The sequence below is a fragment of the Pseudomonas syringae genome, assembly GCF_002157375.1.
GTDB classification, from domain to species: Bacteria; Pseudomonadota; Gammaproteobacteria; order Pseudomonadales; family Pseudomonadaceae; genus Aquipseudomonas; species Aquipseudomonas syringae_T.
The window spans coordinates 14,820-41,018 of sequence record NZ_MTSA01000014.1; the positions used below are offsets into that span (position 1 = coordinate 14,820).

The following is a 26,199-nucleotide window of genomic DNA, read 5'->3' on the forward strand; positions in this document are numbered from 1 at the left end:
ATAAGGGGCGTGGCAGCGACCGTAAAACGGACACAGCAACAGGCGACCGCAACCAGTGGCAGTCAGGGTGTGGCGAGGGGGCGTAGCGCTAAGGCGGCGTAGGCAGCCAGTTGGAACGGGGCACGAATACTTCCTTACAGGGATGGAAGGACGGCCGCATGATAGACCCATCCGTTTGAGGGGTTCAAGCAGGTTTGCCCGCCTGATCGCCTGTGCTGACGGATGGTTCAGCGCCTGTACCGGTCAGCAAACATCATCTGATACGGCTTTTTGCGTAGATGTTGCCTCTGTTCGCCAAGGCTTCTTTCACTCATGATGCCTGCATCACTCAACCGACGCCGATCATGAAGCGCTACGAACAATTTGCCGCCGACATCTCGGAAATGATTCGCAGCGGCGTGCTGCCCGCCGGTGAAAAAATCCCCTCTGTCAGGGTCGCGAGTCGTACCTGGTCGGTCAGCCCGGCCACTGTCTTCAAGGCGTATTACCTGCTGGAAGACAAGGGGCTGATTCAGGCCCGCGCACGCTCCGGCTATTACGTGCGAGAACATGCCACCCATGCACTGACCGAACCTGAACTGGTCCGGCATGCCAGCGAAGGCACCGATCTGGGGGTCAGTGACCTGATCTTTTCGGTGCTGGGGTCACTCAAGGACCCTGAAACGGTGCCTTTCGGTTCGGCGTTTCCCAGCCCGCATTTGTATCCATTGCCCCGTCTGGCGAAGTCGATGGCCTCCGCCGTACGAGCAATGACGCCCGCCGGCATCGTCAGTGACATGACCACCGGAAATGCCGAACTGCGCCGACAGATCGCCCTGCGTTACATGATCAGCGGCTCGCGCCTGTCTGCCGATGAGCTGGTGATTACCAACGGCGCGATGGAAGCCCTGAACCTGTGCCTGCAATGCGTCACCGAACCCGGCGATCTGGTCGCCATCGAAGCTCCGGCGTTTTACGCCTGCCTGCAAGTGCTCGAGCGGCTCAAGCTCAAAGCCGTCGAGATTCCCGTGCATCCGCGTGACGGTGTGGACCTGGACTCGTTGCAGGACAGCCTCGCGCGATTGCCGATCAAGGCCTGCTGGTTCATGAGCAGCTTCCAGAACCCGCTGGGCGCGAGCATGAATCAGGAGAAAAAAGTCAGGCTCTATGACCTGCTTGAGCGGCAGCAGATACCGTTGATTGAAGACGATGTATACGCCGAGCTTTACTACGGTGCCAAAGCGCCCCACCCGATCAAGAGCCTGGATCGCAGCGGGCTGGTCATGCACTGCAGCTCATTCTCCAAAACCCTCGCCCCCGGCTACCGGGTGGGCTGGGTCGCTGGCGGACGTTATACCGGGCAGATTGACCGTCTGAAACTGATGACCACCCTTTCACCTTCTGTGCCCGCTCAGGCCGCCATTGCCGATTACCTCAAGCACGGCGGCTACGACCGGCACCTGCGCAAACTGCGCGACACCCTTGAACTCCAGCAAGGCGCAATGCTGGCCGCTGCCGCCCGTTACTTTCCGTCCGGAACGCGCGTGACGAAACCGGTTGGCGGCTATTTTCTGTGGTTTGAATTCCCCGAGCAGGTGGATTCGTTGCAGCTGTTCCAGTTGGCGCTGGCACAAGGCATCAGCCTCGCGCCCGGCCCGATTTTCTCGGCCTCGCACCGGTTCAAAAACTGCGCACGCCTGAATTACGGCACACCGTGGGATGAACGCAGCGAACAAGCGATGGCGATGCTCGGGCGGATTATCGCGTCGTTTTAAACGCTGAAAAAACCTGGCTTTCCGACAACTGATCCGTATTTTTCATTTCTTTCTGAATCTGTACCAGAAATTGATCGCATCGGATAATAGCAGCGTATTCAAATGCGCAGCCCACCGCCATTGACTGGCGTCTGCGGCCTGCGATTTCACACTGCAGCGGGAGACGCTCATGGGCAAGCTCGGACTTTCATTGATAGGCTTTTTGTTATTGGCGATTGGGGTGGGCCTGCTAGGGACTATTTCGCCGTATTGATAAGCCGCAGAAACAGGCCCGGATCGCAGTAACGCTCGCCACGGCACTCTGCGCCCGCGTTATGACTGAAACGAAAAAACCCGCCAAAAGGCGGGTTTTTTTCAGGGTTCAGACGCTTTTAAAACCGCCTCTGAACCCGCATATGGCTCCACGACCTGGACTCGAACCAGGGACCCAGTGATTAACAGTCACTTGCTCTACCAACTGAGCTATCGCGGAATGAGCGCTATGTTACTGATTCGGAAAAGGAAGTCAAGCAAGGCCTGAAAAATTTTCGGCGCTGAGGCTCGAGGGATATCAGGCGTGTTCAAGGTTCGGACTTCACCCCTGCCAGCGGTTCGGCATCGAGCTGATGCGATGCGCTGTCGGCTCAATGTGAAGCAGCGCGTCACGAACTGCTTGCCGACGCGGAGCCATCGACACGATAGTCATCCAAAGCCCCGTAGATGACGGTCAGCGTGCATAACGGGAGCTTTGTCACTTCGTACTGAAGTTGGCACTTATGTCACATCAAGAAACACTTTCGCCAGCCGACATCAGACCTAGACAGCTCCCTTTCCACGGCTCAGGTATAACAAAAAAATGGCCTCGCTCAAGACAGTTCAAGCTCGCTACACCGCCACCTTCGTGGGGTTCATGGCCTTGGTGATCGTTCTGACGGTTTATGGCATCGGTCAGTTCGTCTCCCCCAGGCTCACCGCCAACGATGAAAACATGCTGACCGTCAAGGCAGCGGACATCAGTAACGAGATCAAGACCGAGCTGGCCCGCGTACAGGCGCAGGCGCGGGTGATTACCGAACTGGTGCCACAGCTTTCCAGCGACGATATTGATCGCCTGCTGCCCTTCATGGTCAACCAGTACGGTGAGGCCAAGGTATTCGGTGGCGGTATCTGGCCTTTGCCGAACGTGCGCACGCCCGGTCGCGCCAAGCACAGCACCTTTTACCACCGCGATGCGTCGGGCAAGTTGATCGTCAACACCCACTGGAACTCGCCTGAGTCGCTCAATTATTTCGAACAGGGCTGGCACAAAGGCGGTTTGAACGCCCCTGCCGGTCAATGCGCCTGGGCGCCGGCCTATCAGGACGCCGCCAGCCCGGAACCGCGCACCAACTGCGCCATGGCCATCGTCAAGGACGGCCAGCCGTGGGGCGTGTCGACCATCGACGTGACGCTGGGCTTCTTCAACAAGCTGGTTGAAGCCAAAGAGCAGGAAGTCCACGGCCGGATCATGATCATCGAAGCAGATGGCAAGATTCTGTCCAACGTGCCAGGCAGCAGCGACAAGATCGTGTTGCGCAATGTCTCCGAACTGGCCGCGCAGTCGCCGTTCATCAATGGCATCAAGTCGGCGCTGGCCGCTAAAGGTGCAGGCACTTCGCGCCTGACTTACCAGAACAGCGATGGCGAGGAGTCGACCCTGTTTATGATGCCGATCGCAGGCACGCCCTGGCTATTGGCGGTCGCGCAAAATACCGATTTGCTGAAAAGCCAGAGCGAGACGGTCCTCAAGACCCTGGCCTGGCTGCAGATCCCGATGGTTCTGGTCCTGCTGATACTGATGATCGTCGCGCTGCGCACGCTGATGAATCGCCTGAGCGTACTCAAAGTCAATATCGACACGCTGTCGGCTGGCGATGCCGACCTGACTCGGCGCATTGCCGTCAAAGGGCATGATGAAGTCGATCAGGTGGGCGAGTCGGTCAACAGCTTCATTGCCTATTTGCAACGCATGATGCTCGACGTCAGCAGTTCCACCAGTGAGATTGCCAGCGGTATCGAACAATTGCGCAGTCAGGCAGGCGTGACCAATGCGATTCTGATCCGTCACGCCAACGAGACTGATCAGGCCGTCACGGCGATCACCGAGATGTCCTCCACCGCTGACGAAGTGGCCCGCAGCGCAGCGCAGACCGCAAGCTTCACTCAGTCGGCCAACGAAAACGCGCAGGTATCGAAAACCGTGGTTGCGCAGGCGTCGGACAGCGTGAATGCACTGATCAGCGAAGTCGACTCGGCGACCGTCAAAGTGCAATCAATGGAGCAGGACGCCAAGCGCATCAACGCGGTGCTGGCGGTGATCGGCGAAATCGCCGGGCAGACCAACCTGCTGGCGCTCAATGCGGCCATCGAAGCGGCGCGTGCCGGTGAACAGGGTCGCGGTTTTGCGGTGGTCGCCGATGAGGTCCGCGCCCTCGCCGCCCGAACCCAAGCCAGTACGTCAGAAATCAACGAAATGCTCAGCAGCCTGCAGCAGGGCGTCAGCGCTGCCGTTGCGGCAATGGAAAAAACCCGTCAAAGCTGCCAGGCCACAGCGGGCAAGACCACCGCCGTGACCACCGGGCTGGACGACATGACCCGCTCGGTTCTGCAGATCAACGACCTGAGCACGCAAATCGCCACGGCGGCCGAAGAGCAAAGCGCGGTGTCAGAGGAAATCAGCCGCAACATCATCGCCGTGCGCCACATCGTCGAGGAACTGGTCGAAGGTGGCTCCAGCAACGAGCGAAGCACGGCGGCACTGTCCGAGTCCAATACCCGTCTGATTGCGCTGGTACGACGCTTCAAAGTCAGTTGAGGCGTGTGCGGGCCTGACGCGCCTTGCGTCAGGTCCGCTTGCTACTTGATCCGGTAATGAAACGTGTTCTTCACCCCGGACACCGTCACGGCCCTGCCCTCGATAATCCTTGGCTGATAACGAAACGTTTCTGCTGCGGCCAGTGACGGGCGGATAAACAGGGGATGGCAGGTGCCTTGTACTTGCGGGTTGACCACATTGCCTTGCGGCGACACGTCGTAGACCACCGTGCAATCGCCCTCGATGCCTTTGTCCAGTGCCCGCTCCGGGTAGTCCGGGGCTTCTTTGCTCAGCGGCTGGTATTGGCTGCTGTCCGCGGCGGCTTGTTGCCGGGTTTGCGGTGGTGTCTGTTGCTGCGTCTGCGATTGGCGAGCCTGCTCGGCGGCCTGACGTTGCAGCTCAAGCTGAGCCTGTTGACGCTGCTGTTCTTGCCGCTTTTGCTGCTCGGCGTCCCGTGTTCTTTGGGCATTCTGGCGCTGTTCCAGATCACGCTCGCGCTTTTGGTCATCCACACGCTTGCGCGCCAGAGCCGCCTGCTCCACCTTGCGCTGGGGATCGGCCTGCGGGCGCGGTGTTTCAAGCGGTTTGGCCACAGGTGCTGGCGCGGGGACTGGCGCTTGAACGGGTTCGGTTACCGCCGCCAATGCTGCTGGCTGCGGTGCGGGCGCGGGCGGCAGGATCAGCAACTGAGTGGTCAGGGTTCTGACGGGTTCAGGCAGTTTCTCCCGCACACTCCAACCCGGCATCAGTAACCCGCCCAGCAGCACGCCATGCAGCGCCAGCGCGACAGCAGCCGCCAGGCCGTTGCTGCGCAGCCAGGGCCAGCTCACCCCTTCGCGGTCAGGCCGGGCACAGTCGAGGGTCATGCTGCTCATTGCGGCGCCTCGGTCACCAACCCCAGTTGCGTGACACCGCTGCGTTGCAGCGCGGCCATGGCAGCGACCACCCGACCATAATCGGCTTTGTCATCGGCCCGAATGAACACTTGAGTGTCTTTTCGCTCGGCCACCAGTTGCGCAATGCGCCCCTGCATGTCTTCCAGGCTGGCGGCCTGATCGGTTTGCGACTGCGTGTCGACCGTGTCGCCCAGGTTCCAGGAATAACCGCCCTGCGCCTTGACTGACAACGTAACGATGCGTTGCCGGGTATCGCTGGCGAGGGCTTCGCTGGCGACTTTCGGCAACTCGATCTTCACGCCCTGAGTGAGCATCGGCGCGGTGACCATGAAAATCACCAGCAGCACCAGCATCACGTCGATATAGGGCACGACGTTCATTTCGGCTTTCGGACCGTGTTTGCGTTGCGGTTTGACCAACATGGCGAGTCCTCAGGCCGCAGCGGCCAGGTTGCGTGGCAGGCCTTGCAGCGTGCGGTTCAGGCGCACCTGCAGTTCGTTGCCGAAGGTGTAGTAACGCGCGGTCAGGGTCTGGCCACGTGCGGCAAAGCGGTTGTAGGCGATGACCGCTGGTATGGCGGCAAACAGGCCGATGGCGGTGGCAATCAAGGCTTCGGCAATGCCCGGCGCAACCGTTGACAACGTGGCCTGCTGCACCTGCGACAAGCCGATGAAAGAGTTCATGATCCCCCAGACAGTGCCGAACAGGCCGATGTAGGGGCTGACCGAGCCGACCGTGGCGAGAAACTGCAAGCCCTTTTCCAGTTGCAGCTCCTGCTCGCTGATGGCGACCTGCAACGAGCGCTCGACGCCCGACAGCACGACATCAGGCTCGATGCCCGGACGCTGTTTGAGCTGCACATACTCGGCATAGCCGGCCTGGAACACCTGCCCGACTCCGCCTGCCTCGTTGCGGGCTGCGCTCACCTGCGCGTGCAGCGCTGCCAGTTCGCCTTCGCTGCGAAAGCGCTGCTGAAAGGCATCCATCGCGCGCTCGTAATGGCGCAGGGCAAGGCTGCGCTGGACGATCAGAAACCAGCTGACCAGCGACGCGAGCAGCAGAAGCAGCATCACGGCCTTGACCAGCAGGCTGGCGTCGCTGATCAGGCCCCACAGGGTCATGTGTTCGAGGGTGGCGTGCATCGGGGTATTCCTCTGTGTTGAACGAATGATTAGCACCGCTTGATGACAAACGACTTACGGCAGCGACAGGGTTTTCACCACCTCGCTCCACGGCACAAACTTGAAGTTTTGCGCCTGCTCCGGCATGCGCTTGCGCCCGTCCTGAACCACCAGTATGCCGGTGCTCCAGGGCCCGCCCAGGTTCAAGGACGTCACGTCGATGCCGTCGGTCTCCGACGTGCCGTCAATCCCGGCCTCTGCGTTCAGACCGACCCGAAAGGCGCCGCGCAAGGCATACGGCGGCTCGGCGTCGACCACCACGTAGCTGTCATTGCCCTGGCTGGAGATCACCAGATAGTCGTGCTTGTCGCTCTGATAGAGCGCCAGCCCCTCGACATCGGCATGCACGGCCTCGCCGACTTTGATCACGCTGGACAGCGTCGCTGGCTGATCGGCACGCGCATCGACTTCCCACACGCCCACGTCCTCTTCGCCAAGGAACAGGCGCTGACGCTGGTCGTCGGCAACGCAGCCTTCGGGTTGGGTATCGACCTTGAAGCGGCGCACCAGCTCGCCGCGGGCCTTGCCGTCCGGCGCACTGAGCCGGTACTGCAGAAAGTTGCCATCCTTGCCGTTGGCGAAGGCATACAGTTCGCCGCTGGCCGGCTTGAACAGGCACACACCGTAGATGTCCGCCAATGGCGTGGGAATTTCGCCGGCTTCGCGGACCACGCCACTGGTGCGGTCGATGCTGAACAGGCTCAGGCTGTTGTGATCGCGATTGCTGGCCACCGCCAGATCGACCTTTTTCTTGCCCAGCATGAAACCGGGCCGCACATCGACGTTGTTCAGGCGCCCGACCGGCAGTTCCTGCAATTGCTTGCCACTCAGGTCGTAAGCCAGCAGGCCCTGTTTCTTGTTGGTGCCCAGCACCCGGCTGTGCGCAGGATTCTGCGGGTTGACCCAGATCGCCGGATCATCGGCCGCGTCACCCTGGCGACCCACCGGCTGGCTCTGGCTGACCGGCAGGACACTCGGCAGCGGCGCAGCGATGGCCACCGGTGTGGGCGTCCAGCTCAACTCGCCCTGATACAGCCGCTCGCCGTCGTTGTCGTTGACCAGCAGCTGCAAGCCAGCCTTGTCTTCACGTGCAGACAGGCCTTCGGGCTTTTTCAGGTTCATCAGGGACAGGTCAGCGACCGGCGTCCAGCCCTGCGCAGGCCCTTGTTGCTGATAAAGGTGCAAAGACTTGCCTTTCGGGTCCAGCGCCAGCAGCCCGCCCGGAACAACGGCCATCGCACCTGCCGCCTGTTTCAGCTCGCCGAACGGTTCGCGCAAGGCCACCGGCTGGCGAGCGACATCGGCTTCGGGGTGCGCCGGGTAAGCCCACCAACCGATATTTTTTTCGTTGACGAACAAACGGTGCGCAGCGTCGTCCACCTGACAGAACTCGGCGTTGGGCGGCAGCGGCAGATGGCGAACCAGACGCGGTGCTTTATTGAGCCTGTCGCCCGCACCGACCAGCCATTGCTCGCCCTTGCCCTCCTCGCCGACCAGAAACACGAACAGGTTGCTGGCGTCGTCGCGGTACAGGCACAGACCGGCCACCGAGTAATCGCGAGCGGGCAGATACACGGGCTTCGACCACTGCGCGTTCACCGGGTCGAGCAGTGTCAGCATCGCCTGCTGGCGGTCGTTGTCCAGTGTCGCCACCAGCACACTGGCACCTGTCAGGCGACTGTCGAGCCCTTGAAAAGACCCCGGCAGGTTCGCCAGTTCGCGGCCCTGATCGTCCAGCATCAACAGCCCGGCCTTGACGCTGGCGGCCAGGCGTCGCGTTCCATCGCTGCCAGGCATGAAGGCCGCAGATTGTGCCTTGAACGGCATGTTCTCGGCCCAGCGCGTCAGGTTCAGGTCGGTGGGCGGTGAAGCCTGGACAACCCCGGCGATGAGGCTCAGCCACAGCAACAGACGAGCCGGTTTGGGCGATAACGAAATCATCATGAACGGTTGAATCCTTGAATGAGCGCTTCAGGTCGATCAGAAATGGGTGAAGGTCAGGCCGACTTTGTAGGTCGGGCCGTACTCTTCGTACTGGCCGTTGTAGGCGCGATGGCCGCTGTAGAAGAAGTACGGCTGATCAGTAAGGTTCTGTGCCTCGAAGCTGACCTTGAGGTTCTTGGTCAGCGAGTAGCGCGCGCTGAAATCGACGAAGGTCTGCGCGTCTACGTATTGGTCATGGTCCTTGTCGCCGATGGCCGCCAGCTCATAGAGATAGGCCGACTTGTAGTTGGCCGACAGACGCAGGCTCAGCTTTTCGTTTTCCCAGCCGAGCATGACGTTGCCGACGGTTTTCGACTGGCTGGGCAGGTCGATGTCACGCTTGCGGTCAGTGCCGGTGCTCTGATCAAAACCGTTGATGCTCGCGTCGGAGCGGCTCAACGTGGCGTTGGCCCCCAACAGCAACCCGTTCCAGGGCGACGGCAGCCAGTCGAGCTTCTGTGAATAGGCCAGTTCCAGCCCATACAGCTTGGCCTTGTCGCCGTTGGCATAGGTGTTGGCTTCGGAGAAGTTCGCCCACTGGCCGGTGCCCGCCAGGTCGGTGTTGTAGACGAAGTTCTGAATGTCCTTGTAGAACACGAACGCCGACACCGTGCCCGCACGGCCCATGAAATGTTCGATGCCCAGGTCCAGATTGCTGGATTCCAGCGGCTTCAGAGTGGGGTTGCCAAAGGACGCTTCGTCGTCATCGATCACAAACCCCGGCGCCAGTTGCCCGAAGGTCGGGCGCACCACGGTCTTGGTCCAGGCAGCGCGTACTTGGGTGCTCTTGTCGATCTGGTAACGGGCATGCAGCCCGGGCAACCAGTGGTGATACCGGCGTTGGGTAACATCGGACTCGAAAGCACCGTCGCGCACGCCCGTGCCCTTGGCGTCCATTTCCGTCCCCTCGTAGCGCAGGCCGGCGATGAAACGCCACTTGTCGACATCCAGGGTGTTCATGAAATAGCCGGCGTTGATGTCTTCGCTGATCTTGAAGTCGTTGGCGCGGGACTCGGCCTGATCATAGGCATCGGCGGCGTTCAGCCCGCCTATCAGCCCCTTGACCGCACCAGGACGGATGCCGCTGCCGAAATCGCCCAACCGGTAATCGATGCTGCCTTTCTGGAACCGGGTCAGGTTCAGTTGCTCGTCACTGAGCCCCAGCTCATCGAAGTCCTCGTACTTCCAGACTTCCAGGTCGTTGCTCTTATCGCGGCGACTGACCTTGCCGCCAAACTTGAACTGCGAGGCGTAACCCTTGAAGTCGTAGTCGCGGGCCAGGTCCAGCCGCAGGTTCTTTTCGGTGTCCTGGGTGTACTGCTTCTCCCAGTCGACCTTGTCCAGGGTGAAATTCGAATTGTCGTAGAACGAAGCGCCGACGATCGGCCTGGGCTTGTCGCGGTCGTAGAATCCGGTGTCGGTAAAGTCATCGTTGCCGACAAACGTGGCGCCTGCGATATGGCCGGGGCTGTCTTCGCTGGATTGGCTGTAACCGGCCTGGCCGCTGAGGGTCCACAGGCCAACCATGCGCTCGCCGCCGAAGACGTAGGACTGGATTTCCTGGGTTTCAGTGCGCGCCTTGAGTTTGCGTGTGCCCTCGGCATCGCCGGTCTCGCCTGCGGCTTGCGCGTCGGCAAACTCGAAACCGTTGGTGGTGCGGACTTCGTCGTCCTTGAAGCGGCTGTACAGGGTGCGCAGGTAATATTGGCTGACGTCATCGGGCTTGTAATCAAAGTTCAAACCGCCACCTGCGCGCTCGCGGCTGATGCCGTAGTCGCGCTGCTCGAATGATTGCAGGCGCGCACCGTCCCAGTCACCGCCGGTTTCGACGTTGTCGGAGCCGAAGTCGCGTTTTTGCCAGCTCAGCGCTGCTGCCACGCCGAAGTTGTCGACACCGTCGCCCAGGCTGAAGCGATTGCTCGCCGCGCCGGAGAACTTGGGGCTGGTCTGGCGGGTGTTCTTGTCGTAGCTGGCTTCGCTGCTGCCGGTGTAGAACAGGCCTTTGTGGTCGAAGGCCGACAGGCTCTCGACATCGATCGTACCGCCCAGCGAGTTGGCGTCCATGTCCGGGGTGAGGGTCTTGATCACTGACAGCGACTGCACCAGTTCGGCAGGCAGAACGTCCAGTGCCACAGCGCGGCGACCGCTTTCCGGGGCGGGCACCAGCGTGCCATTGATGGTCACGCTGTTGAGGTCGGGGGCCAGGCCACGAACCGTGACAAAGCGCCCCTCGCCCTGATCGCGCTCGACGCTGACGCCTGGCAGGCGCTGCACCGCTTCGGCGACGTTCTGGTCCGGTAACTGCGCGACGCCATCGGCGTGAACGACGCTTTTGATGCTGTCGGCACTGCGCTGTTCCTTGAGTGCGCTGTCGATACTCGCCGCCTGCCCGACCACTTGAACGTGTTCGGTGGCGTTGGCATCGGCAGCCTGCAGTCGTTCGCTGGCGATGGCCAACGCCAGTGAACCGAGTGTGAAGCCGACCAGTTGAGCCTTGCTGCGACGCCTGTGCATGTAAGTCCTCCCCCATAATCTCGACAGGCCAGGCAAATGGCCCGGCAACTGGAGGCGCACGCTAGAGTCGTGCAATGACGGTTCTGTGACAGGTCACGGGCGCGGGGGCTGAAACCAGCGGGTTTGAGGGGGATCGGGCAGGTAAATGAGCTGATTTGACTTTAGGGTGACGCTGGCCGGAATCAAAAGCCGACGTGTGACGCGGAGCGTCACGAACGGCGTGCCCACGCAGAGCGTCGGCACGATAATCAACAATCTCATGCCGTGCCCGCCGTTGCTGCCAACGCAGTGCTTTTCGAACGCGATGGCACTGGCGACGCAGAGTGCGACGTAAGTGACGGCTGAGTCCTGGCGCTGATCCGGGGGTAGCCTGGCAGGACGCCAGGCTAGCCGCACCGGGCCATGGATGGCCCGTTGCGGCGACCCCCGGATCAGTGTCAGGACGAAGTCGGGCCGGAAACGGAGCCAAGGGCTTTGGTTACTTTGGCCCCATCAAAGTAACTCGCCGAGGGGCGAAAAGGTGACCTGAGTCGAACCTTGATCTACCTGAAGCCGCAGAACCGCTGTGTGACGCAGAGCGTCACGAACTGCATGTGTTCGGCACGCGAACCAGCCGGGATGTCCCTCAGGCCCTTAGAAAAACCTGCAACACAGGTGAGCTGATTCGACCTTCGGTCATTCGTGCGACCCGTCACCCAAACGTCATGTGCATCTGTTCTGCTGGCCGACAGTCAGCACATCAGGAGCCGTCTTTTCATGTTCAGGATCATCCAACCTCATCGCTGGAAGCTCGCCGTGCTGATGATTGCCGCCAATCTGGGGCTGCTGGCTTTTCTGGCATTCGGCAATATCAAGCCGGTCAGTGAATGGCAATGGCTCGACATCGTCGGCGAAGGCGGCTCGGCGCTGCTGTCGCTGGTCTGGCTGTTTCTGGTGTTCAAGAGCCGCCCTGCCGGGCGAGTGACCAATTACCTGTCGGTGGGCCTGAGCTGTGTGTTTTTTTCTTGGTGGATCGACGCGCTGGATGAATTCATTCGCCTGCCCGCCGCTATCGAATGGGACCACTGGCTGGAGTCCGGCCCCATGCCGGTCGGGCTTATTTTGCTGACCCTTGGCATCTACCACTGGCACCGCGAGCAACTGGCGATCAGCGCGCAGATGGAAAAGCGCGAACGCGGCTTTCGTGAGCATCGGCTGTACGACAAGCTCACGCCACTGGGCAGCGCCGATTACCTGAAACGCCAACTGGTGGTGGGCATGGAGCAAAGCGTCTGCGAGCAGCAACCGCTGTCGTTGCTGGCGCTGGACGTGGACAATTTCAGCGCCATCAATAACGCCTTCGGCCACGCCGAGGGAGACGAAGTGCTGTCCGCGCTGAGCCATCTGCTGGTGCTCAACCTGCGACGTCACGACCTGCTCTGTCGTCTGGCGGGCGACCGGTTTGTGGTGCTGCTGCCGAATACCGGCGAGAGCCAGGCAAAAATGCTGGCACTTGAGCTGCAGCAAGCCGTCGCCAGCCTCGCACACAAGACCCGGCAACAAGGGGAACGCCTTCACCTGTCGGCCAGTGTGGCGGTGGTGATGGCGCTCAATGAAACGCCAGACAACCTGCTGCGGCGCCTCAATCTGTCGCTGGCACGCGCCCGGCGTCCGCTGACGCGCACTGCCTGAGCCGCGGCCGTGACCATCAAGAGCGCCTGGTACGAGGCCGACAGCCGCTTCATACCCGGCCACTACCAGCCCGCCACGTTGATCGACCTGGCCTTGTCACGCGGGATCGACAGCCATCACCTGCTCAAAGGCACCCGCCTGTTCTACGAAGACATTGTGGCCGGCAAGGCACGGCTCAGCCCGCAGCAGTTTTTCGCCCTGATCGGTAATACGCAACGCCAGATGGACGCCGATGACACCAGCTTTCTGTTCGGTCAGCGGCTGTTTCCCGGCCACTATGGCGCGGCCAGTCATGCCTTGCGCCATGCGCAGAATCTGCATCAGGCTCTGGAGATTCTGATCCGTCAGCACGCTTTGCTCAGCCCGCTGCTGACCCCGCGTCTGGAGCTGGACGAACACTTCGCCTACCTCTACTGGAGGGACAATTGCGGCGCAGGCGAACAGCAGCGCTTCCTTCTGGAAGCGAGCATGACCGCGCTGGTCGCGATGAGCCAGCTACTGGGCGGCGAGCGCCTGCCGTGGGAGTGCAGTTTTTGTCACGAAGAGCCGCGCTACATCGAGCAATACTGGGTTCATCTGGGTGAAAATACGGTATTCAATCGCCCGCTGGACATGATGCGTCTGCCCCGGCATTGCCTCACGCACCCGTGGCCGGGCGAATCGCCCATTGCTGCGCAGGTGGCCCGGCAGGAAGCCGCTGCGCAACTGGCCGCGCTGGGCATGCAGGCCAGCCTGCTGGATCGGCTGCATGAGCATTTGCTCGCTCACGTGCGTGACGTCACCGGCCTTGAACAGGTGGCGCAGGCGTTCGCCATGAGCCCGGCCACGCTCAAGCGCAAGTTGCAGAAACACGGCACCTGCTTTCAGGCCCAGCATGACCTGGCGCGCAAACAAGTGGCGCTGTACCTGTATCAGATCAAGGGAATGAGCAACGAAGCGGTGGCCGATTACCTGAATTTCAACGACCCGGCCAACTTTCGCCGCGCGTTCAAGCGCTGGACCGGCAGCACACCCACGCTGATCCAGCGACTATTCAACTTCAACTGAGGCCTGTCAACGCTGTACGCACAGCTTGTAGCCAAGCCCGTGGGCAGTGTGCAACAGCGGCGTCTCATGGCCGCTGTCCAGCGTGCGTCTGAGGATGTGAATACTGCTGCGCAGGCTGCTGGTGTTCGGAGCATCGTGTCCCCAAAGCGCTTTTTCCAGCTCGACGTGCTTCACAATGTGCGGGCTTTTGCGCATCAACAATTCCAGCAGTTTCATGCTGGTGGGGTTGAGCTTCAATAACGTGCCATTACGGGTCACCTCGAGGGTGTCCAGGTCAAACCGCAGGTCGGCGACCATCAGCACCCGGCTGTCCTTGCGCTGCCGCCGACCCACCACCGCTTCGATCCGGGCCAGTACTTCGGACATCGCAAAAGGCTTGGTGATGTAGTCATCCGCACCGACCTTGAAACCGGTCAGACGATCATCCAGTTCATCGCGAGCGCTGAGCATGACAATCGCCACTTCCGACTTCGAATACTGGCGCAGGCTTCGGCAAATCTGATTGCCGTCAATGCCAGGCAACATGATGTCGAGAAGGATTGCATCAAAGCGTTTCGAGGCAGCCAGGTGCAGCCCGCTCAACCCGTCCAGCGCACCTTCGACCGCGTGCCCCCGGAGTTCGAAAAACTCCAGAAGGTTGTCGTGGATATCGCGGTGGTCTTCAATCACCAGAATGTTCATTGCAGCATCTTCCTGTTTTCCTATCCGACCGACCGGGACACCGCAGTTGGGGCCTTCAGAGGGGCGGCGACAGGCCGGTCGCTGCCGAGCGACCGCGATGCCTTGCGGATCGGCTGTTGCAGCCGGGCCCGACCGTAGAAGCACAAGGCAACCAGCAATGAACTCAACCACACCACGATGCCCGCCCAGAACGTGTGCGACATAAAGTGCCAGCCCTGCAGCACCCGTGTCGTGCCGTAGATCATGCCCAGCAGCAAAATCCCGGCCAGCAACAGGTTCGAATGCCGCCAGGCATAGCGTCGCGCCACGAAGTACAAGGCCAGCAGGCTGAATGCACTGGACGCATGACCGCCCGGCCAGCAACGTCCGGCACCCGCTTCATGCAGCAGGTTGAAGTTCCTGAACCATTCAACATGCGCCTGAGTGCCGCCGTACAACGTTGTTTCAACCGGGCAATACACGCTGGTGTGGCTTTTCAGGTAATGAATCATGCCTGTGCTGAGCGCGAACGCGACCGTCACAAAGAAGAAATCGAGGCGATGCCTGCGGGCAAACCGCAAAGGGGTTTCAAGCCGTGCTCGTAGTGCAAGCCGTGTCAGGGCCGAGTCACGACGCTTCTCCAGCAGTGGCCACACGAACGACACGATGGCGCCGATGATCGCCAGTTCGCCGGTGAGGTTGGGAATGATCCTGGCCCATTTGTGGGTGATGGTCTCGAACAAATGAATCTGCCCGATAGGAAATACACCGGCTGCCGAGTCAAACAGCATGTCACTCAATTGCCGGTCGACAGTGGTCAGGTCGAACGTCACGAAGACCAGTAACGCCAAGAACACCGGCACCCCCAGGTTGATGCCGTAAAACCGCAGTCTGGCACTGTTCGTTGTCATCAATTGAATTGCTCGCTGTTGAGGTTTGCCCATTGTTCGGCGTTCAGGGAGCCGAGCAGCCTGGGTCGATGGTGATCATCCATCTGCACGAAAAACGCTTCGGCGTAGTCACTCGAGCGCTCGCCGCCCGGCACACCGATCTTGCGTTCAAACTGGTCGATGCAACCACTGTGGGTGACCAGTACCAGGTTTTCACCGCTGACTTTGTGAGCCTGCACCGCTTTCAGGAAGCCGCTGTCGCAGTCGTTGATCCAGTCCTGCCCGCCGACCGCATGCCCTGCCAGCAGTTCTGCTGTCTGTTGGGTGCGAACCTTCGGGCTGGCGATCATCCGGGCATGGGCCATGCCCATCTTCTGCATACCGGCACCGACCGCCAGCGCCGCGTCCCGGCCTTTGGAAGTGATGCCTTCGGCACTGGCCATGCAAGGGTTGCTCGAGCGGTCACAGCGTTCGGCGTGGCGAATCATCACCACCACGTCGCCGTGCAACCAGTGCTCTCGCAAACCGGACGTCTTCAGATTGTTACCGAAACCAAGATCCACTACATGCACGCCTGAAAACGAGGTGTAACACCACGCACAAAGCGCTGCCAGAACGACCACCACGGACAACGAAGCGATGTGCTGATGCATTTTGAAACGCTGGCGAATACCCGCATCGGGAAGCAGATTCTTGTTATTGATTAGCGTGTCAGCCAAGTGACCACTCCTACACTGAGCCTATGTGTGGCGGTGACCCGGAACGCACCCAAAGTCGTTACCGCCCCTGCGGAGCAAACATAGGTTCAGCATGGTGTCGAAGCGGTGAAGAAGATGTGAAAACCGTGTTGTAAGCGAACACCCCGATTCCCTCTGAACGCCATGTAACACGTGGCTTCCGGGATTTTCGGCGTTCGAACATGAAGATAATTTAAGCGTTTTCACGCACCTTGAGCGTTACGGAACCGGCTCGCGTGCTGCGGGCGTGTGCTTTTCCGCCAGAACCCCGCCTGTTGACGCAAAGCATTAGCCACTAAAACCCTTATCGTTTACCATGCCGGCCGTCGGTTTCCGAGAGGAACTAACAGGGAATTCGCAGCCTTTGTTTCTACAAGGCCAAAACGAAACTGCCCCCGCAACTGTAGGCATCGAGCCAGCTCCATGACTGCCACTGGATTGATCTCCGGGAAGGCCGGAGCCCGGCGATGACATGCCAGTCAGGAGACCTGCCGACCCGATTCAACCTAACTAACCGGCGGGGTGTCCGGGAAGGACATCCGCACGCGTCGGCGATTCTCTGCCGTGCCCGGTCTTTTTTGACAGGTCGGGGATGTGTTTTCCTGATGTGCATTGCGCCTTGGCACCTGCCCCAATGGAGACCGCATTTCATGTCGCTGCCCCGCCTCGCCGCCTTCGCCGCCTGCCTCACCCTGTCTGCGCTGACCTTCGCCGCACCCACGTCGTACCCGCTGACGCTGGAGAACTGTGGCTCGACCCTGACCTTCGCCCAGGCGCCCACCAAGGCCGTGACCATCGGCCAGGCCGGTACCGAAATGCTGTATGAGCTGGGCCTGGGCGACACACTGGTGGGTACTTCACTGTGGTTCAACAACGTGCTGCCTCGTTTCAAGGCGCAGAACGACAAGGTAGAGCGCCTGGCCGACAACGACCCCAGCTTTGAAGCGGTGATCGGCAAACGCCCTGAACTGGTGGTGGTGCAACTGGAGTGGATGGTCGGCAAACAGGGCGTGGTCGGCACCCGCGAGCAGTTTCATGACCTGAAGATACCCACTTATATTCTGCCGTCCGATTGCGAAGGCAAAAACAACCTGGTCGGCGCCGATGGCACGCGCATCGAGCCGTTTCGCATTGAAACCATCTACAAGAGCATTGAACAACTGGCGCAGATTTTCGACGTGCAGGAGCGCGGCGAAAAGCTGGTCACTGACCTCAAGGCGCGCTTGAGCGCGGCGATTGCCAACGTCAGGCAGAACCAGGCAAACGATGTCTCGGCGCTGTTCTGGTTCTCCAGCTCCGATCTCGCCAGCGACCCGTTTGTGGCGGGCCGCAAAGGCATCCCGGACTTCATGCTCAACAGCCTGGGCATGCGCAACATCGTGCAGTCCGACGAAGAATGGCCGACCGTGGGCTGGGAAACCATTGCCAAGGCCAACCCGAGCATTCTGGTGATTGCACGCATGGATCGCCGCCGCTTTCCGGCCGACGACTACCTGAAGAAAATCGAATTCCTCAAGACCGACCCGGTCACGCGCAACATGGACGCGGTCAAGCATGACCGCATCGTGATCATTGATGCCGAGGGCATGCAGGCGGGCCTGCGCCTGTTCACTGGTTTCGAAGAACTGGCTGACGCCGCCAACCGTTTCAACGCCGCACAATGAAGCTGACTGCGGCGCTGGGCCACACCCTTTGGGTTTCAGCTGTGCTGGTGCTGGCCATTATGATCGGCGCTGCGATTGGCGAGACCTCGATCAGCCTGCCAGTGGTTTTTCAGGTGCTGGCCAACAAATTGTGGGCAGCCGGTTATGTGCTCGACCCCATCGATGAAGGCATCGTCTGGAATTACCGGCTGACCCGCGCCATCGTCGCGGCAGCCTGTGGGGCGGGTCTGGCGATCTGCGGCGTGGTGCTGCAATCGTTGCTGCGCAATCCGCTCGCCGATCCTTATTTGCTGGGCATTTCCGCCGGGGCCTCGACCGGCGCGGTACTGGTTGCCATTCTGGGTTTCGGCGCTGGCGCGATTTCCATGTCTGCCGGCGCCTTCGCCGGGGCTGTGGCGGCGTTTTCGCTGGTTGCCCTGCTGGCGCATTCATCACGGGGCACCACCGCAGCCGGGCAAATCATTCTGGCCGGCATCGCCGGTTCACAATTGTTCAACGCGCTGACCTCCTTTCTGATCACCAAATCCGCCAGCTCGGAGCAAGCGCGCGGCATCATGTTCTGGCTGTTGGGCAACCTCAGTGGCGTGCGCTGGCACTCGGTATGGCTGGCGGTGCCGACGGTATTGGTCGGTCTGCTGGTCTGCCTGTGGTACCGACGTGCGCTGGACGCGTTCACTTTCGGCAGCGATTCTGCCGCTTCGCTCGGCATTGCGGTGCGACGTGTGCAGATCATCCTGATTGCCACGGCAGCGCTGGTCACGGCGGTGATGGTCTCGATTGTCGGCTCCATCGGTTTTGTCGGGCTGGTCATCCCCCACGCCGTGCGCATGCTGGTCGGCGTACGTCACGCACGGCTGGTGCCGTTGAGTGCCTTGAGCGGCGCGCTGTTTCTGATCGCCGCCGACATCCTCTCGCGCACCCTGATCAAGGGGCAAGCGCTGCCGATCGGGGTGATCACCGCGCTGATTGGCGCACCGGTCTTTGCATTGATTCTCATCCGGGGCAACAGCACACGATGAACGCCTTTCCTCATCTGTCCGGCGCGCCGGTACTCGGTTGTTCCGGGCTGGGCTACTCGGTACGTGGCACCACGCTACTGCGGGATGTCGACCTGAGCATCACCAAGGGCGAAACACTGGCGGTGGTCGGCCCGAACGGTTCGGGCAAATCCACCCTGCTCAAGCTGCTGGCCGGCATTCAGAAGCCGGTCAGCGGTGCGGTCACGCTGGGCAAGCAGCCACTTGCCACCATGAGCCGCAGGGACGTCGCACGCCTGCTGGCGGTGGTCGAGCAACAGGCCGAAACCAGTGACGCCGTCACGGTGCAGGATGCGGTGGAGCTGGGGCGCACGCCCTGGCTGTCGGCGCTGGAGCCGTGGAGCGCCGAAGACGACGCCATTGTTCGCCAGGCCTTGCAGGACGTGGACATGCTGCACATGCAAAAGCGTGCCTGGCACACGTTATCCGGAGGTGAGCGGCAACGCGTCCATATCGCCCGAGCGCTGGCACAACGGCCACAAATTCTGCTGCTGGACGAACCGACCAACCATCTGGATATCCAGCATCAACTGACCATCCTCGGACTGGTCAGGGCATTGCCGGTGACCACGGTGATTGCCCTGCACGACCTGAATCAGGCGCTGGATTGCGACCGGGTGGCGGTCATGGAAAAAGGCCGGCTGGTGGCGCTGGGCGCGCCGGTGGACGTCCTGACCCCGGAACGCCTGCTGAGTACCTTTGGTGTCGTGGCGCATTGGCTGACCGACCCGTACGACGGCGCGAAAATCCTGCGCTTGCGTTCCCGCTGAAGAAGCGCCGACGGTCAGCCCGTGCGCCGTCGGCATCGTCAACAGGTGCGCCGCGCGGCCTGTCGCACTACAATGCGCGCTTTGCTCGCCGCCGGATCCCGTAGCCATGTCGTTACCCAAGCACCACCTGGAATTGCTCAGCCCTGCCCGGGACGTGACCATCGCCCGTGAAGCCATCCTGCATGGCGCCGACGCGGTGTACATCGGCGGGCCCAGCTTTGGTGCGCGGCACAACGCCTGCAACGAGGTCAGCGACATTGCCGAGCTGGTGACATTCGCCCATCGCTATCACGCGCGAATCTTCACCACGATCAACACCATCCTGCATGACGACGAGCTGGAGCCAGCCCGCAAGCTGATCCACCAGCTCTACGACGCAGGCGTGGACGCACTGATCGTGCAGGACCTCGGGGTAATGGAGCTGGATATTCCGCCCATCGAACTGCACGCCAGCACGCAGACCGACATCCGCACCCTGGGCCGGGCCAAATTTCTCGATCAGGCCGGGTTCTCGCAGCTGGTGCTGGCCCGCGAGCTGAACCTCCAGGAAATTCGTGAAATCGCCCGTGAAACCGATGCCGCCATCGAGTTTTTCATTCACGGCGCGCTGTGCGTGGCGTTCTCCGGCCAGTGCAACATTTCCCACGCGCAAAATGGCCGCAGCGCCAACCGTGGCGATTGCTCGCAAGCCTGCCGCCTGCCCTACACGCTCAAGGATGACCAAGGCCGTGTTGTCGCGTTCGAAAAGCATTTGCTGTCGATGAAAGACAATAACCAGAGCGCCAACTTGCGCGACCTGGTGGATGCCGGCGTGCGCTCGTTCAAGATCGAAGGCCGTTACAAAGACGCGGGTTACGTCAAAAACATTACGGCCTATTACCGCCAGCGTCTGGACGAGATTCTTGAAGACCGTCCGGACCTGGCGCGTGCGTCCAGCGGCCGCACTGCGCACTTCTTCGTCCCGGACCCGGAGAAGACGTTTCACCGTGGCAGCACCGATTACTTCGTCAGCGACCGCAAGATCGACATCGGCGCATTCGACACGCCGACGTTTACCGGTCTGGCAGTGGGCACCGTCGAAAAACTCGGCAAGCGGGACCTGATCGTTGTCGCCCACGAGCCGCTGTCCAACGGTGACGGCCTCAATGTGCAGATCAAGCGCGAAGTGGTGGGCTTCCGGGCCAACATCGCCGAGCTCAAGGGCGAGTTTGAAGAGGACGGTCAGAAGCGCTGGCGCTATCGCGTAGAGCCGAACGAAATGCCGGCAGGCCTTTCCCGCGTGCGCCCGAACCATCCGCTGAACCGCAACCTGGACCACAACTGGCAGCAGGCGCTGCTCAAGACTTCTGCCGAACGCCGCATCGGCATTCAGTGGCAGGTGATGCTGCGTGAAGATCGCCTGAGCCTGAACGCCATCAGCGAAGAAGGCGTGAGCGTGACGGTCGGGCTGGACGGCCCGTTCGGGGCAGCCAACAAACCCGAGCAGGCGCTGGATCAGCTGCGTGACCTGCTGACTCAACTGGGCACCACGATCTATCACGCTCAGGACGTCAGACTGGATGCGCCTCAGGCGTTTTTCGTGCCGAACTCGCAGCTCAAGACCCTGCGCCGCGACGCCATCGAAGCGCTGACAGAAGCCCGGGTCAAGGCGCACCCGCGCGGCGGGCGCAAGGCCGAGACCACCCCGCCACCGGTTTACCCTGAGTCACACCTGTCTTTTCTGGCCAACGTCTATAACCAGAAGGCCCGTGATTTCTACCACCGTCACGGCGTGCAGTTGATTGATGCGGCGTACGAGGCTCACGAGGAAACCGGCGAGGTGCCGGTGATGATCACCAAACACTGCCTGCGCTTCTCCTTCAACCTGTGCCCGAAACAGGCCAAAGGCGTGACGGGCGTGCGCACCAAGGTCGCGCCGATGCAACTGGTGCAGGGTGATGAAGTGCTGACCCTGAAGTTCGACTGCAAGCCTTGTGAAATGCACGTCATCGGCAAGATGAAAGGCCACATCCTCGACCTGCCGCTGCCCGGTAGCGCTGCGGCCAAGTCAGTGGTCGGGCACATCACGCCCGAAGACCTGCTCAAGACCGCCCGCCAGCGTCATCCACGCTGATCGGTTAAAGGGGGCCGGCTCGCCCCCGCCCTCTTACGTGTTACAGCACGCGCTCCATGTGCGTGGTGTTCCACACCGGGTCGCTTTCCACGTCGGTCACGGCAAAGCCCTGCTTTTCCCAAAAGCGGATGGCGCCGGGTAAAAACGGGTGGGTGTGCAGGTACAAAACCTCGATATCATCCGCCTCGGCATGCACCCAAAGCGCCTGACACAGGCGACTGGCCAGCCCGTCACCGCGAAACTCAGGCATGACGTACAGCCTCACGATCTCCACGGTCCTGCGGCCCGAGTAGTCGAGCTGCGGGAAGCGATGGTCGAACGGCAGATAGCCCACGGCAGCGATGATTTGCTCGTCACAGCGGGCAATCAGAAACTTTCCGTCCTTGCCACTCAGATAAACCTGCTCGAAACCGGCCAGGTCAGGCGGCACGGTCACGGTGTCGAGCAAAGGAAATATCTCGGCGCGGGCGCGCATGACGAAATCGACGGTTTGCGGGATGTCGGCGGGCTGTACTTCGGTGATGCTGATCTTCATGGCTACTGGCCTGGCTGAGTTGACGCAGGGTAATACAAAAGTTGCGCCAGACTGGAGTGAGCCAGCTGACTCTCGCTACTGCTCTGTTTTACAAAATCCCCGATGCCCTCGTGAAACGGTACTCAGACCTCGACGAATCTCGTTCCCACGCTCCGCGTGGTATTGCATTTCGTGACGCTCCGCGTCACACAGCGGTTCTGCGATGTCAGTGATGTTCGTTCACGGCTCAAGGCACCTTTTCGCCCCTCGGCGACTCACTTTGAAGGGGCCAAAGTGAGCAAAGCCCCTGGCTCCGTTTCCGGCCCGACTTCGTCGGGTTCCTTCGCCCTGCCACTGATCCGGGGGTCGCCGCAACGGGCCATCCATGGCCCGGTGCGGCTAGCCTGGCGTCCTGCCAGGCTACCCCCGGATCAGCGCCAGGACTCAGCCGTCACTTACGTCGCACTCTGCGTCGTCAGTGCCATCGCGATAAAAAAGCGCTTTGACTATCGTGCCGACGCTCTGCGTCGGTACGCCCTTCTGGACGCTCTGCGTCCGATCTTGAGTGTGCCTGACGCGGGGCGTGATCTCGACCGCATTTGAAGCAGCGAACAGGCCATACGCACCAATCCAAGGCAATAACCGGAGCGGACTGTCCCGGCATGTTGCCCCGCAAACACCGCTATACCGCAGCCAGAAGGCCCCAACCACAAACTGGCACATCCTCTGCATAACCCTGAATAGCCCCACCATGAATGTGGTCGGGCTTGCCCCGGCGGATCGAAGCAGATCGCTAGTCTCGCAGAGACCGAAGGGCGACTCAGGTGCATCCGGCAACGTGGCTCGATGGCACCCCGAACACCCCATAAGAGAACAGGCAAAGGCGCCTGGAACCGAAAGGTTCCGGGCGCTTTTTTTTTGCTTTGAAAACCTGATTGGCCTCGGCCGGGACTCGCTATGAACACAGTCTTCCCCCTCAACGATGTAAAAACCCTGATCGTCGTCGGCAACGGAATGGTCGGGCATCATTGCGTCGAGCAGTTGATCGCAGGCGGCGCCCTTGAGCGCTATCGCATTCATGTGTTCGGCGAAGAAGCACAGCGTGCCTATGACCGCGTGCATCTGTCCGAATACTTCACCGGCCGCGATGCCGAATCGCTGGCCATGAGCGAAATGTCTGTCTACGAGCAGGCAGGCCTGACCTTGCACCTCGGCGTTCCTGTGCTGGAGATTGACCGCGACCGTCACGAGATCATCACCGCCGAAGGTTGCTTCAGCTACGACAAGCTGATCCTCGCCACCGGTTCCTACCCTTTCGTGCCGCCGATTGAAGGCGCACAGGGCAACTCGCGGCTGGTCTATCGCACACTCGAAGACCTGGACAACATCCGTTACGCCGCCACCAAGGCACGGCGCGGCGTGGTGGTCGGTGGTGGTTTACTGGGGCTGGAAGCGGCCAACGCCCTGAAGTCTCTCGGGCTTGAAGCGCACGTGGTCGAGTTCGCCCCGCGCCTGATGCCGGTGCAGTTGGACGATCATGGCGGTGCCGCGTTGAAGGCGCGCATCGAAGCGCTGGGCGTCGGCGTGCATCTGTCACGCGCCACACAGTCGATCAGTGACGGCAAGCAATATCGCTACCGCATGAACTTTGCCAATGACGAATTTCTTGAAACCGATTTGATCGTGTTTTCTGCCGGCATCCGCCCGCAGGATGCGCTGGCTCGTCAGTGCGAACTGCAACTGGGCCCACGCGGCGGTGTTGAGATCGACGAACACTGCCGCACCAGCGACGCCGACATCTACGCGATTGGCGAGTGCGCGGCGTGGAACGGCAGCGTGTTCGGCCTCGTGGCACCCGGCTATCAAATGGCCCGTGGCGTGGCAGCGCAATTGTGCGAAAAAGACACCGAACCGTTCTTCGGCGCCGACATGTCCACCAAGCTCAAACTGCTGGGCGTGGATGTCGGCTCCATCGGTGACGCGCATGGCGCACTGGCCGGTGCAGTGAGCTATCGCTACATCGACGAAGCCACCGCCAGCTACCGCCGACTGGTCGTTTCGGCCGACGGAAAACAGGTACTCGGTGCCGTGCTGGTCGGCGACAACAGCTATTACGACACGCTGCTGCAATACGCTCAGAACGGCATCACCCTGCCCGCCGATCCCTCGAGTCTGATCCTGCCGCGCGGCGAAGGCGCGCCAACGCTGGGCGTCGATGCGTTGCCTGCGACCGCGACGGTGTGTTCCTGCCACAACGTCAGCAAAGGCTCGATCTGTTCGGCCATCGATAACGGCTGCACCGACCTCGCCGGCATCAAGGCCTGCACCAAGGCCGCGACCGGTTGCGGCGGTTGCACGGCGTTGCTCAAGCAGGTTTTCGAGCACGAACTTGTCGCCCGAGGCGTCGCGGTCGACAAGAGCCTGTGCGAACACTTTGCCTACACCCGCCAGGAGCTTTACTCGATGGTGCGCGTCGAGGGCATCGAAACCTTCGAGGCACTGCTGACCCGTCACGGCAAAGGCGCCCACGGCTGCGACATCTGCAAGCCTGCAGTCGGCTCGATTCTCGCGTCGTGCTGGAACCGTCCGATCACCGAGCCTTCGCTGGTGCCGTTGCAGGACACCAATGACACGTTCATGGCCAACATGCAGAAGAACGGCACCTACTCGGTGGTGCCGCGCATTCCGGGCGGCGAAATCACCCCGGACGGGCTGATCGCAATCGGTGCAGTGGCCAAGAAATACGACCTGTACACCAAAATCACCGGTGGTCAGCGCATCGACCTGTTCGGTGCGCAACTGCATGAACTGCCGGACATCTGGAGCGAACTGATCGCCGCCGGTTTCGAGACCGGTCATGCCTACGGCAAATCGACCCGCACCGTGAAGTCCTGCGTCGGCAGCACCTGGTGCCGCTATGGCGTGCAGGACAGCGTCGCGATGGCATTGCGCATTGAGGACCGCTACAAGGGCTTGCGCTCGCCGCACAAGCTCAAGTTTGCGGTGTCCGGTTGCACCCGCGAATGCGCTGAAGCACAGAGCAAAGACGTCGGTGTCATCGCCACCGAGAACGGCTGGAACCTGTACCTGTGCGGCAACGGCGGCATGCGCCCGCGTCATGCCGAACTGTTTGCCACCGACCTGGATGACGAAACGCTGATCCGCTACATCGACCGCTTCCTGATGCTCTACATCCGCACCGCCGACAAGCTGCAACGCACATCAGTCTGGCGAGAAACACTGGAAGGCGGCCTGGACTACCTCAAGGCGGTGATCCTCGACGACAGTCTGGGCCTGGCCGAAGAGCTGGAAGCGCAGATGCAACTGGTGGTCGACCGCTACGAATGCGAATGGGCCAATGCGCTCAAGGACCCGGAGAAACTCAAGCGTTTCCGCACATTCGTCAACGATGGCCGAAGCGATCCCGACGTGCAGTTCGTCAAGGAGCGCGCCCAGCGGCGCCCGGCAAAACCTGAAGAACTGGCGCTTATTCCGTTGTTCAAGGAGGTGGTGTAATGAACTCGACCGAAACAGCATTCGCTGAACAAAACGCATGCGCTGTACAGCATCAACACTGGAACGCCTTGTGCGCACGCAAGGACCTGGTCGCCAACTCAGGTGTTGTGGCCTGGCTGGACGGCAAGCAGATCGCGCTCATCTACCTGCCTGAGGCAGCAGAGGGCGAACAGCTCTTTGCCATCGACAACCGCGACCCGAAATCCGGGGCCAATGTGATCGGGCGCGGGCTGATCGGCCAGATCGGCGGTGAGCTGGTCATTGCGTCGCCGTTGTACAAGCAGCACTTTCGCCTCCACGACGGCAGCTGCATCGAGTACCCGGAGCAGCGCCTGGACGTCTGGCCGGTGCGCCTGAATGACGAACAGGTCGAGATCGCGGTCTAGCGTGCAGGCCTGTCGGCCACAGCCTGATCGTTG

At 61.1% G+C, this 26,199-nt stretch carries 19 protein-coding genes, 1 tRNA gene, 2 pseudogenes and 1 riboswitch; of the genes and pseudogenes, 12 read left to right on the top strand and 10 right to left on the bottom strand.

Annotation, left to right across the window (positions count from 1 at the left end; translation table 11 throughout):
* Positions 1–344: 344 nt before the first annotated feature.
* On the top strand, positions 345–1,754 hold the full coding sequence (gene mapR, locus BW686_RS18160) for a GntR family transcriptional regulator MpaR (protein ID WP_084919035.1): 1,410 nt from the start codon (positions 345–347) through the stop codon (positions 1,752–1,754).
* Between the two features lie 396 nt (positions 1,755–2,150).
* Here the strand turns inward: mapR and BW686_RS18165 are convergent.
* Positions 2,151–2,226, bottom strand: a tRNA-Asn gene (locus BW686_RS18165).
* 630 nt (positions 2,227–2,856) lie between these two features.
* Between BW686_RS18165 and BW686_RS27550 the strand changes: the two are divergent.
* Both BW686_RS27550 and BW686_RS27555 read left to right on the top strand, forming a co-directional pair.
* Positions 2,857–3,726 (top strand): annotated as a pseudogene (locus tag BW686_RS27550) (cache domain-containing protein); the annotation flags it as partial.
* Positions 3,727–3,996: 270 nt separating this feature from the next.
* Positions 3,997–4,587: pseudogene (locus BW686_RS27555) on the top strand (methyl-accepting chemotaxis protein); the annotation flags it as partial.
* Between the two features lie 41 nt (positions 4,588–4,628).
* On the opposite strand, the gene BW686_RS18175 reads toward BW686_RS27555, so the two are convergent.
* Genes BW686_RS18175 through BW686_RS18195 form a run of 5 tightly spaced genes read right to left on the bottom strand, consistent with a single transcriptional unit; the run spans position 4,629 to position 11,161 of the window.
* Positions 4,629–5,462 carry an energy transducer TonB gene (locus BW686_RS18175; RefSeq protein WP_084918916.1) on the bottom strand — a complete coding sequence of 278 codons (834 nt, stop codon included), beginning with the start codon at positions 5,460–5,462 and terminating at the stop codon, positions 4,629–4,631.
* Positions 5,459–5,905: a protein TolR gene (gene tolR, locus BW686_RS18180; RefSeq protein ID WP_084918917.1), complete on the bottom strand. Its 447-nt coding sequence runs from the start codon at positions 5,903–5,905 to the stop codon at positions 5,459–5,461. The genes BW686_RS18175 and tolR overlap by 4 nt, the downstream gene beginning before the upstream one ends.
* A 9-nt stretch (positions 5,906–5,914) precedes the next feature.
* Positions 5,915–6,625 (bottom strand): protein TolQ, encoded by a 711-nt coding sequence (tolQ, locus tag BW686_RS18185; RefSeq protein WP_084918918.1) that lies wholly within the window; start codon positions 6,623–6,625, stop codon positions 5,915–5,917.
* Positions 6,626–6,679: 54 nt separating this feature from the next.
* On the bottom strand, positions 6,680–8,608 hold the full coding sequence (locus tag BW686_RS18190; protein ID WP_084918919.1) for a phytase: 1,929 nt from the start codon (positions 8,606–8,608) through the stop codon (positions 6,680–6,682).
* A gap of 36 nt (positions 8,609–8,644) precedes the next feature.
* Positions 8,645–11,161 (bottom strand): TonB-dependent receptor, encoded by a 2,517-nt coding sequence (locus BW686_RS18195; RefSeq protein WP_084918920.1) that lies wholly within the window; start codon positions 11,159–11,161, stop codon positions 8,645–8,647.
* 756 nt (positions 11,162–11,917) lie between these two features.
* Between BW686_RS18195 and BW686_RS18205 the strand changes: the two genes are divergently transcribed.
* Positions 11,918–12,832 (top strand): GGDEF domain-containing protein, encoded by a 915-nt coding sequence (locus BW686_RS18205; RefSeq protein ID WP_084918921.1) that lies wholly within the window; start codon positions 11,918–11,920, stop codon positions 12,830–12,832.
* Between the two features lie 9 nt (positions 12,833–12,841).
* Entirely contained in the window at positions 12,842–13,879 is a 1,038-nt protein-coding gene (locus tag BW686_RS18210) for an AraC family transcriptional regulator (RefSeq protein WP_084918922.1), read from the top strand.
* Positions 13,880–13,885: 6 nt separating this feature from the next.
* On the opposite strand, the gene BW686_RS18215 is transcribed toward BW686_RS18210, so the two are convergent.
* The 3 genes from BW686_RS18215 to BW686_RS18225 are packed head-to-tail and all read right to left on the bottom strand — an operon-like array spanning position 13,886 to position 16,148.
* Positions 13,886–14,560, bottom strand: a complete 675-nt coding sequence (locus BW686_RS18215; RefSeq protein WP_084918923.1) for a response regulator transcription factor — start codon at positions 14,558–14,560, stop codon at positions 13,886–13,888.
* Positions 14,561–14,580: 20 nt separating this feature from the next.
* Positions 14,581–15,450: a phosphatase PAP2 family protein gene (locus BW686_RS18220; RefSeq protein WP_179149309.1), complete on the bottom strand. Its 870-nt coding sequence runs from the start codon at positions 15,448–15,450 to the stop codon at positions 14,581–14,583.
* Positions 15,450–16,148, bottom strand: a complete 699-nt coding sequence (locus tag BW686_RS18225; protein ID WP_084918924.1) for a histidine phosphatase family protein — start codon at positions 16,146–16,148, stop codon at positions 15,450–15,452. The genes BW686_RS18220 and BW686_RS18225 overlap by 1 nt, the downstream gene beginning before the upstream one ends.
* Before the next feature lie 328 nt (positions 16,149–16,476).
* Positions 16,477–16,676: riboswitch (cobalamin riboswitch) on the top strand.
* A gap of 140 nt (positions 16,677–16,816) precedes the next feature.
* On the opposite strand from BW686_RS18225, the gene BW686_RS18230 reads away from it, so the two are divergent.
* The 4 genes from BW686_RS18230 (at position 16,817) to BW686_RS18245 (ending at position 21,750) form a co-directional block, all read left to right on the top strand.
* Positions 16,817–17,830: an ABC transporter substrate-binding protein gene (locus BW686_RS18230; RefSeq protein ID WP_084918925.1), complete on the top strand. Its 1,014-nt coding sequence runs from the start codon at positions 16,817–16,819 to the stop codon at positions 17,828–17,830.
* Positions 17,827–18,849 carry a FecCD family ABC transporter permease gene (locus BW686_RS18235; protein WP_084918926.1) on the top strand — a complete coding sequence of 341 codons (1,023 nt, stop codon included), beginning with the start codon at positions 17,827–17,829 and terminating at the stop codon, positions 18,847–18,849. Before BW686_RS18230 ends, BW686_RS18235 begins: the two co-directional genes overlap by 4 nt.
* Complete coding sequence (locus BW686_RS18240; RefSeq protein ID WP_084918927.1) at positions 18,846–19,637, top strand: ABC transporter ATP-binding protein; 792 nt, start codon at positions 18,846–18,848, stop codon at positions 19,635–19,637. The genes BW686_RS18235 and BW686_RS18240 overlap by 4 nt, the downstream gene beginning before the upstream one ends.
* 106 nt (positions 19,638–19,743) lie before the next feature.
* On the top strand, positions 19,744–21,750 hold the full coding sequence (locus tag BW686_RS18245) for a peptidase U32 family protein (protein ID WP_084918928.1): 2,007 nt from the start codon (positions 19,744–19,746) through the stop codon (positions 21,748–21,750).
* A gap of 40 nt (positions 21,751–21,790) precedes the next feature.
* Here BW686_RS18245 and BW686_RS18250 read toward each other — a convergent pair whose 3' ends face one another.
* Complete coding sequence (locus BW686_RS18250) at positions 21,791–22,285, bottom strand: GNAT family N-acetyltransferase (protein WP_084918929.1); 495 nt, start codon at positions 22,283–22,285, stop codon at positions 21,791–21,793.
* Positions 22,286–22,558: 273 nt separating this feature from the next.
* Between BW686_RS18250 and BW686_RS27205 the strand changes: the two genes are divergently transcribed.
* From BW686_RS27205 to nirD, 3 genes are all read left to right on the top strand, one after another.
* Positions 22,559–22,867: a hypothetical protein gene (locus tag BW686_RS27205; RefSeq protein ID WP_256898854.1), complete on the top strand. Its 309-nt coding sequence runs from the start codon at positions 22,559–22,561 to the stop codon at positions 22,865–22,867.
* A 354-nt stretch (positions 22,868–23,221) separates the two neighbouring features.
* On the top strand, positions 23,222–25,780 hold the full coding sequence (nirB, locus tag BW686_RS18265) for a nitrite reductase large subunit NirB (protein WP_084918930.1): 2,559 nt from the start codon (positions 23,222–23,224) through the stop codon (positions 25,778–25,780).
* Entirely contained in the window at positions 25,780–26,166 is a 387-nt protein-coding gene (nirD, locus tag BW686_RS18270) for a nitrite reductase small subunit NirD (RefSeq protein ID WP_084918931.1), read from the top strand. Before nirB ends, nirD begins: the two co-directional genes overlap by 1 nt.
* Positions 26,167–26,199 lie beyond the last annotated feature (33 nt).